Origin of the sequence: Parashewanella tropica (assembly GCF_004358445.1) — a bacterium.
Classification (GTDB): Bacteria; Pseudomonadota; Gammaproteobacteria; order Enterobacterales; family Shewanellaceae; genus Parashewanella; species Parashewanella tropica.
Window position 1 is genome coordinate 1,450,674 of the sequence record NZ_CP037951.1, and the last position, 20,774, is coordinate 1,471,447.

At 40.3% G+C, this 20,774-nt stretch carries 11 protein-coding genes and 1 pseudogene; 4 read left to right on the forward strand and 8 right to left on the reverse strand.

The annotated features are described in order from the left end of the window. Positions 1–9: 9 nt before the first annotated feature. From yajC to E2H97_RS06240, 4 genes are all read left to right on the forward strand, one after another. Positions 10–342 (forward strand): preprotein translocase subunit YajC, encoded by a 333-nt coding sequence (gene yajC / locus E2H97_RS06225; RefSeq protein WP_133406335.1) that lies wholly within the window; start codon positions 10–12, stop codon positions 340–342. Between the two features lie 15 nt (positions 343–357). Continuing rightward, positions 358–2,205: a protein translocase subunit SecD gene (gene secD, locus E2H97_RS06230; protein WP_133406336.1), complete on the forward strand. Its 1,848-nt coding sequence runs from the start codon at positions 358–360 to the stop codon at positions 2,203–2,205. Positions 2,206–2,218: 13 nt separating this feature from the next. After that, a complete protein-coding gene (gene secF / locus E2H97_RS06235; protein ID WP_133406337.1) occupies positions 2,219–3,166 on the forward strand; it encodes a protein translocase subunit SecF in 948 nt (315 codons plus the stop codon). 70 nt (positions 3,167–3,236) lie between these two features. Beyond that, the gene (locus E2H97_RS06240) at positions 3,237–3,539 is read left to right on the forward strand and encodes a putative signal transducing protein (protein ID WP_133406338.1); all 303 of its coding nucleotides are present in this window, start codon (positions 3,237–3,239) and stop codon (positions 3,537–3,539) included. Here E2H97_RS06240 and E2H97_RS06245 read toward each other — a convergent pair. The 8 genes and pseudogenes from E2H97_RS06245 to E2H97_RS06280 all read right to left on the reverse strand — a co-directional run bounded on the left by E2H97_RS06245 (position 3,536) and on the right by E2H97_RS06280 (position 20,748). Beyond that, positions 3,536–7,126, reverse strand: coding sequence for a coiled-coil domain-containing protein (locus tag E2H97_RS06245; RefSeq protein ID WP_133406339.1), 3,591 nt, complete (start codon positions 7,124–7,126; stop codon positions 3,536–3,538). The two genes, E2H97_RS06240 and E2H97_RS06245, sit on opposite strands and share 4 nt — an antisense overlap. Positions 7,127–7,340: 214 nt before the next feature. Continuing rightward, positions 7,341–9,074: a S8 family serine peptidase gene (locus tag E2H97_RS06250; RefSeq protein WP_133406340.1), complete on the reverse strand. Its 1,734-nt coding sequence runs from the start codon at positions 9,072–9,074 to the stop codon at positions 7,341–7,343. A 155-nt stretch (positions 9,075–9,229) separates the two neighbouring features. Continuing rightward, on the reverse strand, positions 9,230–10,516 hold the full coding sequence (locus E2H97_RS06255; RefSeq protein WP_133406341.1) for an OmpP1/FadL family transporter: 1,287 nt from the start codon (positions 10,514–10,516) through the stop codon (positions 9,230–9,232). A gap of 382 nt (positions 10,517–10,898) precedes the next feature. Next, positions 10,899–12,350, reverse strand: coding sequence for a sodium/proline symporter PutP (gene putP / locus E2H97_RS06260; protein ID WP_133406342.1), 1,452 nt, complete (start codon positions 12,348–12,350; stop codon positions 10,899–10,901). Positions 12,351–12,434: 84 nt separating this feature from the next. After that, positions 12,435–14,822 (reverse strand): hypothetical protein, encoded by a 2,388-nt coding sequence (locus E2H97_RS06265; protein ID WP_133406343.1) that lies wholly within the window; start codon positions 14,820–14,822, stop codon positions 12,435–12,437. Between the two features lie 210 nt (positions 14,823–15,032). Beyond that, entirely contained in the window at positions 15,033–15,857 is an 825-nt protein-coding gene (gene dapD, locus E2H97_RS06270; RefSeq protein WP_133406344.1) for a 2,3,4,5-tetrahydropyridine-2,6-dicarboxylate N-succinyltransferase, read from the reverse strand. Positions 15,858–15,882: 25 nt separating this feature from the next. After that, positions 15,883–18,455, reverse strand: a pseudogene (glnD, locus tag E2H97_RS06275) (bifunctional uridylyltransferase/uridylyl-removing protein GlnD). Between the two features lie 196 nt (positions 18,456–18,651). Beyond that, on the reverse strand, positions 18,652–20,748 hold the full coding sequence (locus E2H97_RS06280; protein ID WP_133406345.1) for an ankyrin repeat domain-containing protein: 2,097 nt from the start codon (positions 20,746–20,748) through the stop codon (positions 18,652–18,654). Positions 20,749–20,774: the final 26 nt, after the last annotated feature.

The following is a 20,774-nucleotide window of genomic DNA, read 5'->3' on the forward strand; positions in this document are numbered from 1 at the left end:
GAGAGAACTATGTTTATTTCAAATGCATATGCAGCTGGTGCTCCAGGCGCTCAACAAGGTGGAACCATGGAACTAGTATTCATGCTGGTTGTTTTTGGTTTGATCTTCTACTTTATGATCTTCCGTCCACAAAGCAAGCGTGTAAAAGAGCACAAAAGCCTAATGTCTTCACTATCTAAAGGTGATGAAGTACTCACTAATGGTGGTGTACTAGGTAAGATTGCAAAAATCAGTGATGAAAACGACTATGTTCTACTTGATCTGAATGAGTCTACTCAAATCACTATTAAAAAGGACTACATTACAGCTGTACTGCCAAAAGGCTCGATTGAATCGCTGTAAGCCTGGAGGCTTAACGTGTTAAACAAGTATCCAATTTGGAAGAACCTGATGGTGGTGATTGTCCTCATCATCGGGGGCTTTTATGCTTTACCTAATATCTTTGGTGAAGACCCAGCTGTTCAGGTGGCAGGTAGCCGCTTTGCTGAGGTTAATGTATCAACTCAAACTCAGTTAAATGATTTACTGGCATCGAACGGTATTGATGTTAAGAAGTCTGAGCTTGAAAATGATCAATTACTGTTCCGTTTGGCACACGCCGACGATCAGCTAAAAGCCAAAGAACTGATTTCTAGCCAGCTTGGTGACAAATATACCGTAGCGTTAAACCTTGCTCCTGCGACACCTGAATGGTTAGCAGATCTTGGTGGTGAGCCAATGAAGCTTGGTTTGGACTTACGTGGTGGTGTTCACTTCTTGATGGAAGTGGATATGAGCGAAGCGATCCGCAAGATGGAAGAAGCCAAAGTGGCTGATTTCCGTAGTCAACTTCGTAAAGAGCGCATTCGTTACTCTGGTATCAAAATCAAGTCTCGTGGGATTGAAATCAAATTTCGCAACGAAGAAGCTCTTTCTAAAGCTGAATTCCTACTAAAACGCATTAACAACGAAATGGTATTTACTGATGTATCAACCGATGCTCAGCAAATGCTTTTAGCGGTAATGAGCGAGGAATACATCAAGCAAGTTAAGAATGATGCGGTTTCTCAAAACATGACTACCATTCGTAACCGTGTTAACCAGCTAGGTGTTGCTGAACCAGTGGTACAACGTCAAGGTGCCGATCGCATCATCGTTGAGCTACCGGGTGTTCAAGATACCGCTCGTGCTAAGGAAATCCTTGGTGCTACAGCGTCTATCGAGCTTCACATGGTTGACCAAAACGCGGATGTTGGACGCGCTGTTCGCGGTCATGTTCCAGCCGGTTCTGTGCTTTATTATCGCCGTAGTGGTGAGCCAGTAGTGCTTAAGAAAAAAGTTATTCTAACTGGTAACTACATTACTGATGCACAACCTAGTTTTGATGAATATTCTCGTCCACAAGTGAGCATCGGCTTAGATGCCAAAGGCGGTAATATTTTCTCAAACGCGACCAAAGATAATGTCGGCAAGCCAATGGCGACCCTATTTATTGAGTACAAGGATAAAGGTAAGCGTAATCCTGATGGTAGCGTGAAGCTGGATAAAACCGCAGAAGTGATTTCTGTGGCGACGATTCAGCAACGCCTTGGTCGTAATTTTGTTATCAATGGCTTAACTCAGGTTGAGTCTCAAGAACTTGCACTACTACTTCGTGCTGGTGCTTTGATTGCTCCTGTTTCGATTGTTGAAGAACGTACCATTGGTCCAAGCCTCGGTGCTGAAAACATTCAAAACGGTCTTAGCGCGATGATTTACGGTATGGCTATCGTATTGGTATTCATGCTTATTTATTACCGTGCCTTCGGCTTTATTGCTAACTTAGCGTTGAGCTTCAACCTCATTATGGTTGTAGCCGTTATGTCGATGCTAAGTGCTGTACTGACGCTTCCGGGGATCGCTGGTATGGTTCTGACTGTCGGTATGGCGGTTGATGGTAACGTGCTAATTTACGAGCGTATTCGTGAAGAGTTACGTGCGGGTCGCAGCGTTCAGCAAGCTATCCATGAAGGTTATGGTAACGCATTCTCAACCATTGCTGATGCGAACATTACCACCTTTATTACAGCACTTATCTTATTTGCTATCGGTACTGGTGCGGTTAAAGGCTTTGCGGTAACGCTGATGATAGGTATTGCAACTTCAATGTTTACCTCGATTGTAGGTACTCGTGCGATTGTTAACGCTCTTTGGGGCGGCAAGCGCATCAAGAAGTTGTCTATCTAGGGAGAGATTGATTATGTTTCAGATTTTATCATTTAAAGGCACAGTCAATTTCTTACGTCACGCTGTACCTATCAGTTTTCTGTCTATGGTATTGGTGCTTGGCTCGCTTGCCTCTTTAGCGACGAAAGGTATCAACTGGGGATTAGACTTCACTGGTGGTACGGTTGTTGAGCTTGAGTTCGAACATGCACCAAACCTTGAAAACTTACGTGCTGATTTAGACCACGACAGTTTATCGGGCGCGGTGATCCAAAACTTTGGTTCGACTCGTGACGTGCTGATCCGTCTTCAAGTAAAAGAAGGCGTTAAAAGCGATGATCAAGTCAACCTAGTAATGGATGCAGCTCGTCAAGTTGACAAAGACGTAGTGCAAAAGCGTGTTGAGTTTGTTGGTCCTCAAGTAGGTAAAGAGCTAGCAGAGCAGGGCGGTTTAGCGGTACTTGTAGCGTTAATCTGTATTCTTGTTTATGTGTCGTTCCGATTTGAGTGGCGCTTAGCAATGGGCTCTGTAGCTGCATTGGCGCACGATGTTATCGTAACGCTTGGTGTGTTCTCTATCTTGCAACTTGAGTTTGATTTAACGGTACTAGCAGGCTTGCTAACGGTTGTGGGCTACTCGCTTAACGATACTATCGTTGTGTATGACCGTATTCGTGAGAACTTCCTGAAAATGCGTAAGGGCTCACCTAGCGATATTGTCAATGCATCGATTACGCAAACCATGAGCCGTACCATTATCACGACCTTGACGACTTTGATCACTGTTGTTGCCTTGTTCCTTAAAGGCGGTAGCATGATCCACGGATTCGCAACGGCGTTGTTAATGGGAATTATGGTTGGTACTTACTCGTCGATTTATGTAGCAAGTTATTTGGCTATCCGTCTTGGTATTAGCCGTGACCACATGATGCCAGTTGAGATTGAAAAAGAAGGTGCTGATCAGCCTTCGATGATGCCTTAATTGCATCGAACGGTAATATATTGCTATTGTAAAGCCACCTTGAGGTGGCTTTTTTATTGGGTGAATGAGTATGTCGAATATACGCTTATTATGTAAAGACAACAGCTTGGCAATACATGCGTTAAAGGGGCTGTTACAGACCCAAGGAATTGATGCTGAAGTTCGCGGAGAAGCTTTGCTCGGTGCAATGGGGGAATTAGCGGCTGATGTGGCTTTGGTTGAATTATGGGTTGAAGAGAAAGATCTTGCAAAAGGAAAAGAAGTCTTAGAATCTACTAAGCAAGAAGGCTCACCTTGGGTGTGTCGTGATTGTGGTGAGCCTAATGAAGCCACATTTGAAGTATGTTGGCAATGTGGCAGTGAGTCAGCTTAGCTTGCTGCAGCATAAGCTGGAGCGAGTACTGAATCAAATTCTCTTCCTAGAGATTGATAAAATCTTTTAGCTTCAAATGGAGTTTCTTTTTCCAATTCGGTTTTAACTTTTGCTGCTAATGCTTTTCGTTTCGATACAAGACCTTTTACATATTCTTCGCACTGCTGTTGAGTTTCTGATTTAACTTGCTCTTCAAGCTGTACAATGTGTTCCTTGAGCTGTTCAATCTCTTCCTCTAACTTTTCAATATTGTTTTCTAAATCAAGTTTCGATATCGATTTTTGTGCGGAATACTCAGCAAATGCAATTCTTTGTTTTTCAGCAATTTCCGAAATTATCCTAGCTGCTGATTTCATCTCTTCACACTGCTTTCTAAGTTCAGACCATGATTCGTCTAGAGGGATCTCCATCAAATTATGCACAGCTTCAACAGTCGAGAGTAATCGTTCAATTGCCAAAGAGGTGTCTTGGATTTGGTTTGTATGTTCCGGTACATTAAATTGTTCTTGAATATCTTGAACTGTGGGAAGCACTTGAGCCTTAACTTCTTCAAGAAGCTTTTGGTACTCAGGTTTAATACTTCCAATCGCGGCTGATAATTCATTAATACTTGATTGTTGATTTTTCAGCGTTGTGAGAAGTTTTTTTACATTAAATAAAATAAAACCGGGCATTTTAGTTTCATCAAAAAAATGATCACTTGTTGGTTTTTGTAAATTCTCAATGAGTTTCAGCAGTGGTTGAAGTTTTGAAATTGCAGTTGAAACCCTTTGGTATTCATCTGTCTTTCCATGTTGGCCTTTGATTTTACTTAACATTAATATCAGATTTTGTGCTCTTTCAAGCTGCGCTAAAAGCATGTCTGCTTGTTGTTTTAATAGTGTGAAGTCTTTGACAGTAACGGTATCTTCTGATAGTTGCTCTAATGGAGTAAATATCTCAGAATACTGCTCTGATGCAGAAGCAAGAGTTTGCTCATATATAGGCTCTATACTTAGTTGTCCTGATGTTAATGATTCAACATTGGCTACATATTGAGGCCATTTAATGGTTAATTCTGCCGTAGCTTGTTCGGAACTTTTTAACTGTGGTTCGTGAGTAGATAACCATTGTTGCTGTTTTTCTTCTTCTACTTTAGCAAGGGCGGCTTTTTGCGTTTGGTGTTGCGTCACCTGTAATTGCAATTTTGTTAGATGATCTTGAGCTTCGGTGAGATAACTGACAGTTTGAGAGTGTTGGTTTTGTTTGGTAAGTGAAGGTTGTGAGTCGAGCCAGCGGCTTTCGTCAGAATTAGCTAGCACTGGAATTATGCATAGCGGAGTACATACGTCTTTTGTATGGTCTATAAGCTCTATTATGATGAAAAATTGTTGATATTCAGGGTGTTTATCAGTTGCAGGGACTACTTGGCACTTTGGAGTAAGCACGATTTGTACATCATCAGGGTTGTCTGTTAATTGAAACCCAATATCAGCGATCGTTTGTACACATTTAACTCTAGTTGCTATTGGTGTCGATTGCGCGCATAGGGGTTGAAAATGCTCTCTACTCTCATTATCAAATAGCGCAACTAACACACCTTTTTCTTGGAACATGGCTTCAACGTCTTGTTGTGATTGATATAGCGCTATATGCGGAAGTTTACTGGCTTCACTAATGGCATTGACTTCGGCATCCATTTGAGCTCGCATTTGTGCAAACTCTCCTAGGGGTTTCTTACAATGTGTGGGAAGTTGTCTAGGATCTAATATCCGGAGTCCAGCCAAGTGCTGCTCATGAAATTCTAGTTGAGTTTGAGTGTGTTGTTCTTTGAGTTGGTTGATTTTTATTGATTTAATCAGCTCTTTTTCAGCCTCACTTAGCGGATGTCCGGCTTGTGGGTGGCACTGATAAAAAACTCTCGCCACAGCCTCAAGTTTAGTGATTTGTTCTTCAACTTGTTGCTCCAATCTGTTTTGTTTTTCAACTTGTGCTGCACCTTCTTCTGTTCTTTTTTGGACGTTCTTTAAGTATTCGGACTCAGAGCCTCTACGTCTAGTGAGTTCTATCACTTCGACTCCATCCATTTCAAACTCATAAATCGTATGTATCGTGCCTTCTTCTTCGATTTCTCTAGTTGTAATGGCAGGCTGTTCCTCTGAACACAATCCTTTTTTGATTAGAAATCGGTTTAGGTCTTTCTTTACCTGCACTAAGATATCAATATCAGCATCTTGTGATGTTATTGTTTTTAAATTTTCTCTTGCTTCGGGATGAACTCTAAGAGCAACATGCTTGGCTCTTAGTACTTTATCAACTTGTTCATATGAAGAGGTACCTCTGAATGGTGTAGGTGAGCTTTGAGCTGAACTTGTGGTTGGGTGTGATAGACTTGCTAATGAAAATAAGGTGTTTAAGCTCATTGGGGTTGAAGGCTGCGATGTGTCGATAAGGCCCATTTTTGCAAGGTCGTGATAATGCCTTGCTGCTAAAATGGCTACATCATATTGAGATGTAATTTTGAAATCCCCTATCCACAAGGTCAGTGGCTGTTCAACGATAAGTTGCCGTCCTGAGCTATATAGTAATTTTTCTGGCTCAAGCTTAACTTGGGCTCGGGATGTTTTTTTCAACTCCTGGCCTATATCATTTTCAAGCATGCGTTTTCTTTCAACGTCAATTTCGAAAACAAAGTCACCAATGAGTTGAATTACTTTCGCATTTTTAGCTGCTGGAATAATCTTTGCTGTAATTAAGCGGTCAATAAACCCTGCCAATTCTTGTTCTTTTTCAAAAACAGCTTTAGGTGTTTGAATTTGAACTACTTGTAAGTAATAGAATTTTGGTACTTCTTCAGTAATTTCTATTGCTGTAAGCTGCCATAGTACCTCTTTGTTTTCTTTATCTTCTGAGAGAGCTAAAACATCAAAGTGATATGTTTTTTGTATACTGTTTAATTTTTTTAAGGTTTGTATGAGTTGATGCGAAGTTCTAGCTTGATAAATTTCTTCTAAAGTACGCTTTATAATTGAATTTGTACGAGAACCGAGCGGTTTTAAACAAGATTCGAAGCAATGATATGTTTTTGATGCACAGCTAATGGCACTTTGTCTTATATCTTGATGCTCTCGTATTGCCTCTTTTGCATCAAATTCACTACCAAACATCACACAAACGGGAAAAAACTTATATGTTGTGATTATTGGGTTCGGTTTAACTTGAAACTCGTAATCTACGAGCCCACTAAAGCCGGAAGATGAGCTGTCTTCAGGTGTAGAAGAGGTACTGGACTGTTGGCGGGCTATTTCTAAGACTATGTGATCCCCAAAAGCACCTGCTAACTCTTTTAGTTTTGTGAAATCGAAAATGGTCTGTTGAGGATCTTTCCCGGTGACTATGTTGATGAAAAGCAGTCTCGCTTTTACTTGCTCGGGTCTAGAAAAAAATTTGAATAATACGGTATCAAAAAATTCCTTAGCGGCTTTTTCTTTTTGCTCTAATGTCTCTACTTTACCAGTTGAAAGGGGCTGGCACACATAACCTAAATCTTCGCATTCGCCATCGTCAAAAAATGTAGGAGAGGTTCTACCTGTGACTGCCATTGCCATATAATAAATTGCCTTTCAAGTAATACGGTATCGTGTTTAGCTTAATTGAGCTACCGTAGCGAAAATCTGTTAGAGCTTCCTTGGAGTCAAGTTATATGATGACTGCTCAGTTCAGTAATTTTTCCAATAAATTCGCTCGTAACAGTGAAATTATCTTGTAGCAAGGCATTTGTAAATAAATCTAAATATATGTTAATTGCTAGAGAATATTGGCTTAATTCACACCGCATGATTGTTCTAATAACTTATTTAAATTTTGTCCATTGATAAGACCATAGCCAAATTCTGGGTTGCGGCCTTCTGATCCTAAATGCGTTGCTGAAGCATCAATAGCTTGTCTCACTTGAGAAGCTGAACATTCAGGGTGTCTACTCCATACTAATGTACTTACAGCGGCTACATAGGGCGTAGCCATAGATGTTCCATTGTAGTATTGGTAATCTTGGTGAGGTTTAACACTTACAGTGACGTCTTTTCCTATTAAGCTTTTTAGTTCTGTTCCTGTTGTTTTCGAAACAGAAACTGTTGGAATGGTTACAGAATTGTTGTCGTCGACTAAAAAGGGATTTTGCAGACCCGGATATTGATTACTGCTATAAACTATCGCAGCTTTCGCACCAGCGTTTTGACATGCCATAACAGGTTGAATTTCAGGATATGTATCTTCTATATTATCAGTAGGTGGTATGCGCTGTTGATCATGCGCTCTTTGTATTAGGCATACTGAATTAGTCATATTACCACATTTGAATCTTCCCTGGATACTATGGCATATAGCTAATGTTCCAGTAAAAGTACCGTTAATATCTTTGACGCTAAAACCGCCAATTTTGTTAGGGATTTTACGTTCTTGTGGCACAACGCCTTTGACAAAGTATGATTGCTTGTCGACTTTGATATCGGCTAGACGACCATCACCAGGAATGACTGATGAAAGTATGGCTTCACCAGGGGCTGAAATTTCAACCTGAGAGTTAGTTTGAGAAAATGCAGAATGAGCTTGTTTGCTGTCTACAGAAGCTACTGATATAACTTCGTTGTAAGATGCTGGGTAGGATTTAGAGGTATCTGCACTATTCCCCGCTGCTGCAACGATTATTGCGCCAGCTTTTTGTGCACGTTTATAAGCTTGCTCTTCAAGTTTACTAGGGTTGGCACTCTCTAAACTGATTGTGATGACATTAGTATGATACTCAACACAACTATCTACCGCTTTGACAACATTTGAAGTAAAAATATTACCCTCTTGATCTGATACTTTTACCACAAAAATATTTATCTGCCCGTTCGGCATTATGCCTCTAACATCTCTGTCATTTGTTGGGTTATTAGGTTGCATTGCCGCAATAATGCCTGCTACATGAGAGCCATGCGATATACTGGGGTTATCCCAAGTTCCAGAATGAGTGATATCTATTCCCGAAACATTATTGTTCATTAAAGCAGGGTGGTTGATTGCATACCCACTGTCAATGATACAGAGGGTGCGATTACTAGCGTCTTTGTCTGAGATATTTTTTGTTTTTAGTAGGTTAGCTTCCCAATTTACATCCGTTGCTGTCAGGGTTGTATCTGAGGGGGAGCCCAGCTGATCAGAAACAAAATATTTTGGATAGTCAGGTTCTATGTACTCAACATTTGGATTGTTTTTGAGTTTGGCTAACTGTTTCGCTGATAATCGACTTGTATAGGCGTTATAGTGATTGATGGGTTTGGCAGAAGTGAGATTGAGTTGATTAATTGTATTCTTTGCAAGTTGTTCAGTAGATAAAGCTATAGTCTTAGAGCCTGTCCCAATGTTAGTTGGTGAGTCTTTAAATTTGATGATGTATTGTGCGGGAACTTGTTGCTTTAAGTGTGTGATTTGAGCGTTAGCATAAGCTTCGAAAAAGCACAATGTTGAAGTAAAAACGATTAACAGTGCCTTGTGCTTATTTATTGATACCATGCTTTTAACCTCACTTCACCTAAATCGTCTAAGTGACTGATTTTATATCAAACAAAAGTACGAAATTTACAGTTAACCTTTTTTCATCTTGTTGGTTTTTAGGGAATAAAAAAACCGCAGACAGGCTGCGGCTTTTTCTTTAAGAAAAGCTAAGATTAGAACTGTTTGCTGTATTGGATAGAGAAGTAGTTCGCATTACCTTTGGTGTAGGCAACGGTTGCGCCTGTAACTAAGCTTTTTTCATTTACTTTAGTGTATTTGCCTCGAACGTTGGCATAACCGAAGTCGATAGTTGAATCGCTATCTAAGTTATAACTAACCCCTACGGTATACCAATTACGATCTGAATCAGGCAGAGAGATAGACGTTTTTTCATCAATCACAGACTGGTCAAACATATAGCCCGCTCTTACTTTCCATTTATCGTTGATGGTGTAAGTTCCACCCACTGAGAATAACCAAGAGTCTTTCCAGTCATATACTTTTAATGGTCTATCTGGAACAGGATTATTGCCAAGCTTGCCACCTTCAAGTGTGATTTGATCGAAACGTCCCCACTGAGTCAATTTGGCGGTATAGTGCACAGCGAATTTATCATTTAGCTGATGGAAACCTGCAACTTGGAAGATGTTAGGAAGCGGTAAAATTAGCTCATCGTATGAAGCGGTAGCTTTAGCTTCTGAACTAAATAAGTCTAAATCCCCTTTGGCTTTAAACTCTGGGCTTACGCGATAGCTGATACCCCAACGGTTATTTTCATTGGCTTGAAATAAAATACCGAAAATACCGCCAACGCCCCAACCTGTAGCATCAACATTTACTAATGTTCCATCAACTAAGGTTCCGTTAGGACCAAAAGGTAATTGGCCTTTACGGCTTAATTTACCACCACCTCTAATGACATCTAATCCTAAACCAAGAGATACATGCTCATTGATTTTGTATGAAATACTACCGTTTAAGTTAATGGTTGTAACTTCAGTGTTACCGAGTAAATCGACAGGCAATACTTGATTTGGATTGTCTTTTAAAATACTGGTGTTATCTGTGCCAGTACCGAAGTTTGTAAACAAACCTGCGCCAAATGCAATTTTATCGCTGTATGGGTGAATATAAAATAGATTTGGAATTGCTCTGTTTTTAGCTGCGCTGTCATTGTGACCAAAGCTAACAGGTTTATCTGAAGCTAAAGCTACATCTCTAACTTCAACGTCGGTTGCGGCGTAGGTGATACCACCTGAAAATGCACGCTTTTTGAATAGAGACATTGCGGCTGGGTTTCTCGCTAAAACGGAGGCGTTATCTGCTATAGCGGCGTCACCAGACCAAGCTCGTCCAATACCTGTTGCGGATTGGGCGTTTACCTGAAAGCCTGCGGCAAAAGTCTGAGTAGAAAGTAATGTAGTTGCTATCGCGATACTTAATTTTTTTAAGTTGGTCATATTATTATCCAATGCACTGATGTCGTAGGAAGTCAGGCGGGAGCCTGAAAAACATGTGAGGAACAGACAACTTCTCACCCACGGTTATAGTGATCTTTGTAATTTATTTATCGTAAAGTTGTAATATTATGATGGAGCAGATTTTATTGTAGCAAGTCTGACCAGTTGTAACTGATGTTTTCTTGCCCAAAGTTCACCCTCTCAGCTCCAAGATATTTGTGTGCTTTGTGTCACACATTTAATCATCCTAGTGATTTAAATAGATAATTTCAACAAAGTGAAATAAATGCAAGCTTGTTAGGGGTAGATTAAATATGATTAATCTTTGCGCTGCAAGTGCTCAGAAGTTAATCTGAGCACTCAAAAAGGTCTTTGTAGTCAATTACAGCTTTGATTTAAACTCGTTAAATTCAGAGTGAGTTTGTTGATTTGCAGGAGATAAATAACTGGCTATAATCCCCGCGATCATAGCAAACAAAAATCCTGGTAAAATCTCGTATAAGTCGAAAATACCACCATTCAATTGCTTCCAAATGATGACAGTTGCAGCACCCGTTACGATAGTACTCATTGCGCCAAGTTTACTGTATTTAGACCAAAATAGAGACAAAATAACTACTGGTCCAAATGCGGCACCAAATCCAGCCCATGCGTAACTTACAAGAGATAACACGCTGCTTTTAGGATCTAGCGCGATAAAGCCTGCAATTAATGAAATGGCAATCACACTGAAGCGACTAATAAACATCAGTTCTTTACTGTTGGCATCTTTTTTAATCCAACGTTTGTAGAAGTCTTCAGTGATCACGCTAGAACAAACGAGTAGTTGAGAGTCAATAGTACTCATAATCGCAGATAAAATTGCAGCAACTAATAGACCACCAATCCAAGGTGAGAAGGCGACTTGCGTTAAGTGGATAAATACAGTTTCACTGTTTTCAAGTGGCTGGCTTGAGAAATAAATCGCACCCGCTAAGCCTGTACCTAATGCACCTAGTAAAGATAAAATCATCCAGCTCATGCTAATTCGGCGAGACGTTTTTAAATCATTATGATCACCAATAGCCATAAATCTTGATAGAATATGTGGCTGACCAAAATAACCAAGCCCCCAAGCTAATAATGATAAAAAGCCAATAATGGTTGTTTTGTCATTAAATAAACTGAGCATACTTGGGTCTAATGCTTCAAGCTGATGTTGATGCTCGGGAGAGAAAAAGATAATCGTTGGTACGAGTAATAGCGCCGCTAACATCAAACAGCCTTGAGCGAAATCAGTCCAGCAGACCGCAAAAAATCCACCTAAAAAGGTGTATGAAACGATAATGACACTACCAATAAGAAGCGCTATGGTGTAATCGAAGCCAAAGACTTTTTGAAATAACAAAGCGCCGCCAACCATACCCGAAGATGTATAAAAGGTGAAAAAGAGTAAGATGGTTGCGGCTGATATGAGTTTGAGAATGCCTTGATTGTCGTGGAATCGCTTCTCAAAGAAGTCCGGTAAAGTGAGAGCGTTGTCGGCTTGTTCGGTATAAATTCTTAGCCGTTTAGCAACAAATAGCCAGTTGAGCCAAGCACCGAAAATGAGCCCTATTCCGATCCAAGCTGAACTTAATCCTGTTAGATATACAGCACCAGGAAGTCCCAGTAATAACCAACCTGACATATCAGAAGCACCTACACTTAGTGCTGTTACTGCGGGCCCCATTTTACGGCCACCTAAAATGTAGTCATCAACAGTATCTGTCGCTTTATAGGCCCATAAGCCAATGGCGAGCATGGCAACTAGATAGCCACTGAATGTAATAATAATTGGTAAGCTAACTTCCATCGTGTTCTCTTTAGGTTATTGTTCTTGGTGATGAATAATAACAGAAACAGCATGAAAATAGCATGTGAACCATGGAAGCGCTGATTAAAACAGGTGTTTTTGGCAATGCAGCTCTAGTGCATCTTTAAGTGACATTCGGCTTCCGTCACCTTCAGCGGCGTGATCATACGTGATAAGAACTCCGCCCCAAATACGTGTGTATGCGGGATCAGAAAAGCAGTCTTTAGGCAGTAAAGACTTCTGATTTTGAAAGTCATCACTAGTTAGGTACCTAATTAGACCACTCAAATTTCCAAATTTTTTGAATTTATCAGCTATTTCTTGGGCGAGATCAATCCCTGTTTTTATTTCTGGCTCAGGCAAGGGTAATGCTGATGCTGATTGAGACGGTGTCTGTACACCACTAGCAGGTTTTGATGATGCTTGCACAGATGCCTGATATTTTCTACGTTGTTCTACAGACATTGGGTTGAGTGTGATTGTACTTCTTAATCTATGTGCTCGAGCAAATGCATCATTTAAGCCTTTTTCAGTACATGTGGCGGCAGGCATTTCTGATCTGCCATCGGGCAATATACCCAATAACTTTTTAATGTCTGCGATATTTGTTTCACTAGCTTCTTTCATTGGAGCGATGATTTCGGCGTTACCGACTCGAAGGTGCAGGTGCGGATTTCCATGTTCTATCATCGGCTCTAAACTACCACTGAACAGTGCTGCCTTTTCAGGAGGAAGGAAATTTCTTAACAAACAAAATGCTTCCGTTTTAACTCGTGGATGCATAGGTAAACCTTCTAGCCAATCGTTTTCAAGCATCTCAAATAATACTTCGTAAGTTTTATTATAGTTTTCTGTTCCCTCGCAACGCCAATTATCGATTTTCAATTTAAATTCAGCTAAAGAGATTTTTGTTCGAAGTTCAAGTTCTAAGTCTGAAACGACACTTTTGATAACTTTTTCTTGTTTAGAGCGAGCTGGATATGTTTCTGAAGCATAAAGTTCTAGATCATCAAAGCTGACAACTAATTTTGCAGAGCCTGTGGCTGGATTAGCAATCGTCAGTAGTGCTCTGCCTTCTTTATTTAGTTGGTTTCTAAATGCTTGTAAGTGAGGACGTAATGTTTCGAATAGCTGCAGAGCACTGGTTTGTTTTGTAATTTGAGTCTGGAGTGTAGTTAGGGCTTCAAAAGCTTGATAGGCAGCATCGTGGTTGGCTTCTTCGCAATACTTTGCAACATGCTCCCATATCTCAAAACTTGCTAGTTTTTGTCTATACTCGGCTTCTAGTTGTTCGAATCGGGTTTGATATTGTGTTTGAGAAGCACTTTTAGGCAGTAAATCATTAAGCTGTTTAATGGTAACTTCATAGAATTGCTTGCTTTCTTTATCGACTTTACAATCTGTTAATGAATCAAGTTGCCTTTCTATTTCTTGATTTACTTGAATTTGATCTGTGAATTGGTTGATAGTTTCAACCAGAGAAATGATTTCAGCCAAGTTTACATAAGTCGCTCCTAACTTGGTTGTTTCATTACTGAATGTAACAATGGGGGTTGAACAATAGATAGGTTGACCATTGAAGTTAAGAGTTAGATATTGAACGCTTGGGTTATCAGGTCTCTTAACAAGCTTTGCCGTAAGGCTTATGTCTGGCTGGGAAACACATAAAGTTTGCAGATCTTGGAAGGTCTGAAAGTGTTCTTGAATTGATCGTATATGTTCTAATTGATTGAGTAGGGCTTGTACTTGAGGTTGTTGTTCTTTGTTAAAAATATTCAAAAAAAGTTGTATATGCTCAAAGCGTTGTATTTCTTGAAAATCACTAAGTGCATCGGCGTTAAGAGTTGGGGAGCAAGCAATGACAAATGGTGGTTTGGGTGCACCAGTATAAAGTTCAGGTTGTTGAATAAGTTCGACGGTAAGATACCAGTCATCTTGAACACCTTGTTTGACGATACGGCACCATGGTTGCATTTCTTGAGGTAATAATGCGATTAACTGCTGGGCGTTATAGAGATAAGAGTGTTCTGGATCTGATTGAGGCTGAGTGACTTGATCAAATAAAGTTTCGACAGTTTGTGACGGCTCGAAGCAGTTGTCGACAAGCCATTGCCTGTTATTTAATCGCATAAATTCATGGTAGTCAGCTAGGCTGGCAGGGCTATCTGCTGGAAGTCCTTTGAGAGTCAAAACAGGGGAGTCATCGCAAATGACGGATACACTCCATTGTTTTTGTGTTTCGTCAAAAGTAGGGTTCAAAAGTAGCCTATGAGCAAAATTTGGGGGCATCATTTGTTTCAATGCTGAGCAGACTGCCATTCGCTCCAATGGTGGAGTATCTTTGCCCATTAGTTGATTAATAAGGTCGAAGAATTTAGTTTTATCATCAGGAGAAATGTGTGCTTCAGCATCTGCAATCAAGGGAAGATCAGGAACAGTTTGCTGATTCGTACCAACAGTTATTGGTTCCATCGGAAATATATCTACTCTAACTAACGACATTAATACCTCAAAAACAAAACCGCCTAAGAGACAAAATATTAGGCTTTTTTGAGGAAACAAGCATGTTAAATATGTTTAACTTAAGTTGCTAATAAATTTCATGTTTTATAGGTGAGAGGTAGGGTTCTATTGGCGGTTAAACTGATGAAAGGCTGGCGCCGAAGCACCAACCTTAAAGTGTTATTCAGCGCTTCTTAACAATTCGTTAATGCCAACTTTACTTCGAGTTTTGGCGTCAACTTTTTTAACGATAATCGCTGCATATAAATTATAGTTGCCACACTTTGAAGGCAAGGTACCAGAAACAACAACAGAACCAGCTGGTACACGCCCATAGTGAATTTCACCGGTTTCACGGTCATAAATACGAGTACTTTGACCAAGATAAACGCCCATTGAAATTACAGAGCCTTCTTCTACAACTACACCTTCAACAACTTCAGAACGGGCTCCAATAAAACAGTTATCTTCGATGATGGTTGGCCCTGCTTGTAATGGCTCTAATACGCCACCAATACCTACGCCGCCAGATAAATGCACGTTTTTACCAATTTGAGCACATGAACCAACGGTAGCCCACGTGTCAACCATAGTACCTTCATCAACATATGCACCCAAGTTAACGTATGAAGGCATTAATACAGTGTTTTTAGCAATAAATGAACCTTTACGAACGGTAGCTGGTGGTACTACACGCATACCTTCCGCTTTAAAGCGAGCTTCGTCATAGCCTGCAAATTTAAGAGGAACTTTGTCGTAGTACTTGGTTTCACAGCCATCAACAACTTCATTATCAAAGATACGGAAAGATAACAGCACTGCTTTCTTCAACCATTGGTTGACTACCCATTCACCGTCAATTTTTTCAGCGACACGAGCTTCTCCGCTATCAAGCATTTGTATGGCGTTTTCAATATCTTGTTTTAACTCTGCACTTACAGTGCTTGGTGTAATTGTGTCACGCTCTTCAAACGCGGCTTCAATTCGTTGGCGTAAAGCCTCCATCGAGTACTCCTATCTGTGTCTTAATTTATGATTTTGAATTTAATCGAGAAACTAATGTTTCTTTTAAAAGTTGCTTCTGGTCTTCATTTAACTCATTACCATCGATAGTTTGAATGCGGAAAAAATCTTCTGCACGCTCACCAATGGTTGTGATCTTGGCGCCTACCAAAGTTATATTGCATTGATAAAAGATATCGCCGACTTTTGCAAGTAATCCCGGCGTATCCAGTGCCACTAATTCCATCATTGTGGTGGCATTACGCTTACTGGGTAAAAATGAGACTTGAGTATCAACCTGAAATGGTCGCATTTTTCGAGATATTTTTTTGAAGTTAGGTAATTTGTCATCTTCAGCTTTGATTGATTTAACCAGTGCTTTTTGAATTGATTGAACTCGAGATGCACCTGACACGGTTTTCCCATTTTGCTCAAGAATAATAAAGGTATCCATGGCGTAATTGGTTTTGGTGGTGAGAATGCTTGCATCGTGTACCGTGAGGTTTTTGTTATCCAGAACCGCCATTACTGTTGCAAACAGTTTGGGGCGGTTAGGGCAGTGGACAAATACTTCAGTACCACCACGAGTCGCTTTTTTGGAGACCAAAACCAAAGGGTCTTCACTTTCATGCTGCAAGATAGATTGGGTATGCCAAGTCACTTGTTCCGGTGTGTGCCTTAAAAAATAATCGGCTGGTAGAGATTGCCACAGTTCATCAGCTTGAACCGAATCAATATTATTATCAGTCAAACTCTTTCTGGCTTTGGCTTGATGCTCTCTTACTCTGGCTCTAATGTCAGTCGTTTGCTCCTGACCACGAGATAAGGTTCGTTGAGTCGCAAAATAAAGCTCTTTTAGTAAAGAGTCTTTCCAACCATTCCATAAGTTGTCATTGGTTGCTCTAATGTCTGCAACCGTTAGGCAGTATAGATAATTGAGACGATCATTATCGCGAACTTTTTCGGCAAAATCGAAGATGACGTCAGGATCAGAAATGTCGCGCCTTTGGGCTATCATCGACATTAGTAAATGATTTTCGACTAACCAACTGACCAGTCGACCATCATGATCGTTCATGTTGTGATGTTTGCAAAACCTTAAGGCATCAACTGCGCCAAGTTTACTGTGATCACCGCCACGACCTTTTCCGATATCATGGAAAATAGCCGCTAAAACTAATAAGCCTCGTTTGGGTAAATGTCCAGATATCTTTGAAGCTAAAGGCAGTTCATCTTCATGTTCTGGTATAAAAAAACGATTGATGTTTTTTAATAACCTATGTGTATGCTCATCAACCGTATAAGCGTGGAATAGATCAAATTGCATTTGACCTTCTATTTGTTGCCATTCAGGCAAGTAACTACTCAGCACACCGTGCTTGTGCATAAACGAAAGGGCAGCGATACCACGTTCGTGCTTCAGAATGGCTAAAAAGAGCTGGCGGCAGTCGACAAAGTCGACTAAAGGCCGATTGAGGGCATTAAGACCTTCACGCATTCTTCTTAGCGTGGTGGCATAAATACCTTTTACACTCGGATAATTGAGCGCGGTTACCAGCAACAGCATAATATTTTGTGGAAGATTTAAATCTACATGGGGTAAAGCATCAATATAGCTACCGCGTCGCTGATAATCGTTGTTGATACGCTTGATTGGCAACTTGGAGACATGACCCAATGTAGCTTGATAAAATAGCTGAAGCAACATTTCGTTGAGTTCCATGACTCGGCGAACCGAGCAATAGAACCGTTTCATCATTTGCTCAACGGCAAGCTGGTTTTCGTTGTTTTCGAACCCCATCATCTTAGCAACATCTTTCTGATGGTCGAATAAGAGCCTGTTTTCATCACGCCCAGTGAGCATATGTAACGCAAAGCGTAACTGCCACAAGTAGTCACGGCATTCAATAAGTTCACTGAGTTCATCTGGCTCTAAAAAGCCTCTGGCGACGAGTTCTTCTGTATTACTGGCTTTGAAGTGTCGCATCGCTACCCAAGTGATGTTTTGAATATCTCTCAACCCCCCGGACAGCTTTTTAGATTTGGCTCTAGATCAAAGGCATTGATTTTATCATGCCTATCTTTTTGTTCTTGGTATTTGGCTTGATAAAATTCATGCTCGGGCCAAAAGTCATCTTGATTAATGGCTTGTTGGAGTTGATAAAAGAGTTTTGATTCGCCGCACAATAATCTTGCTTCTAAAAGAGATGTGGCAATGGTGACATCTTCACGACCTAGTTTTACACTTTCCTCAACAGTGCGAACACTATGGCCAACTTCAAGGCCGATATCCCACATTAAAGTTAATATATCACTTAATGCACTGAATTGAGCTTTATTAGGTGCTTCTGCTACTAGAAAAAGAAGGTCAATATCCGATTGTGGATGAAGTGTCGCTCGTCCATATCCACCAACAGCAACTAAAGCAATATTTTGCTTTTTTAGCCCTGTATTATTCCATACTTGTTTTAGGACTTGGTCGATCTGTTGGCAACGTTGTTGAACCAAGTCTTCAATGGGAAATTGTTGCTCAAATTGAGACAGTAAATGTTGATTATGTTCCGTGAGCGATTGTTTCAGTTTTAATACTGTTTTATTCATTGGTGGATTGTTTGTTTTTAAATACTTCTATAAAAAGCAGGGGCTTAGCTTTTTGTGGTTTGTTTTTTGGTGAATATATAATAAGAAACACTTAAATCTTATTTTAGTTGGATTTAACTTACCATAACTTAGTAAAGTTTGTTCAGGTTTCTTCGCTAATACTAAAATTTATATGATATTTTTTTCCATTAGTTTTTTATGTGCTGGTTTGTTCTTTCATTTTTGCTTTTATTAAGCCTACGACTTTTTTGCACCCTTTATCACCCAAGCGTGAATTATGTAATGCGATTTCTAAAGCTGTCTCGCCATTATGATGGGTCGCTTGTATATTGATGGTATGTGAAAGTAAAGACCTTACAATTCCCACATTCCCATGTGCTGCTGCCAGCATTAATGCAGTCCAGCCTCGGTCGTTTTGCGCATCAATATCAACCTCTGGCTGTTTAAGCAAAACATCTACAACGGCTCCACGGCCTTTGTGAGCAGCAATCTGTAATGGAGTAAAAGCCTGTTTATCCCGTTGTATTGCACTGGCCCCGTGTTCAAGCAGCAAACTTACTACATCGGAGTGTCCTCCATCTGCGGCACAGTATAATGCCGTTTTACCATCATGGTTTACCACGTTTACATCAACTTGATGTTTAAGAAGCAGTTTAACGGTATCAATATCTCCGTATGAGGCCGCATTCATTAATGCGGTCCAGCCCTGCGAGTCAGACGCGTTAACGATATCAGGATCATGATCCAAGAGTACCTTGACCGCTTGATATTGGCGACATCGTGTCGCTACTTTCAATGGTGTTTCACTTTTTATATTGCGTAATTCAGCACTTGCTCCATTTTTTAGTAAACAATCTACGATGTCAGAATGTCCATTCATCACTGCGAGATACAGTGCTGATTGCCCTGAATGATTGACTAAGTTAATGTCCGTTGTGTGGCTAATAAGGAGTTTTGCAAGCTCAATATCTCCATCTTTTGCCACAATCATTAATGGAGTTTCACCATGTGAGTCTTGTATATCGGCATTAGCGTTAGCATTCTCTAGAAGTGCTTTAGCCGTTGTGAATTGGTGATCTCTTGCTGCAAAATGAAGTGGGGTTTTACCTACTTCTGTTTTTGCATTAACCTCAGCTCCTGCTGATTTTAAGAGTTCAATTACCTCTGTACTACCTTGAAAGATAGCAATATGTAGTGCTGTTTTTCCATGATGAGTAGATAGGTTTACATTTTTAGTGTGTTTTAGTAACGCTTTTACAATTGAAGGATTTCCGGTTCGGGTTGCGTGCATTAAGGGGGTGTACCCGAGCGAGTCTTGCCAATCTATATTTTCTGTTTCGTGCTCAAGAAGCGTTTCTACTACTTGTAAATGACCTGAAGTACAGGCTATCTGTAATGGTGTTAATCCGTTAAAATCACATAAAGTCGGGGTTGCTCCGCTTTTAATTAATAAAGCTACAACTGCTGAATGTCCGTGATCGGCAGCTAAGTGAAGTGCTGTACTTCCTACGCAATCAGCTGAATCAATGTTTGAGCTATGTTTGAGTAAAGTTCTAACGGCTTCGATATTCCCATTTGAAGAAGCTCTCATAAGCGCTGTTCTTTCAAAATCAAATCGTTTATTGAGATCGATACCTGAAAGAGCAATAGCGTTAATTTGTCGCTGGTGGCCGAATCTTGAACAAGAAAAAGATAACCTTGAATGAAGAGTGCTTTTTTCTTCGTGAGTCACTATTCTTGCACCGTTGTTGACTAGAACTTCAATTGTGGATAAATGGCATTTCATGGTTGCGTAATATAGAGGTGAGAATCCATTTGAATCCCGAGTGTTTAAATTTATCCCATGCTGGATCAAAGCATTTAATTTTTCAATTTCACCATTCTTACAAACTTCAAACAGCAGTTGCCGGTTTGCATTTAGGCGTTGTTCGATCATTTTAACTTCAATGGCGGCCTGTACTATTTGAGGTCGCTTAGAGGTAGAAAATATGGAGGCCAATAAACATGCAGGCATACGCTGAGCAACCCATAGTTTAGCCTTCTGAAGAACTGAGTTCGGTTGAGGACTGCTAACTTGGCTTTGATCGTGAAAAGAGCAAAAACATGCGTTAAGTTTGCCCGAATAAGTAGGAGAAATGGTAAATCTGAGACCATTAATTTCGGTAATTTGATTGGTGTTTGCCGAAGCAGCGAGTTGGGTTAATGTTCTCGTACCTTGCCCACCCTGTGTTGAGAGGTAATTTAACTCTGCAACTGGAGATAATTGAGGTGGCTGGTATGTAGTTGCTGCCATCGGTTAACTTCGATGCGATTCAGATA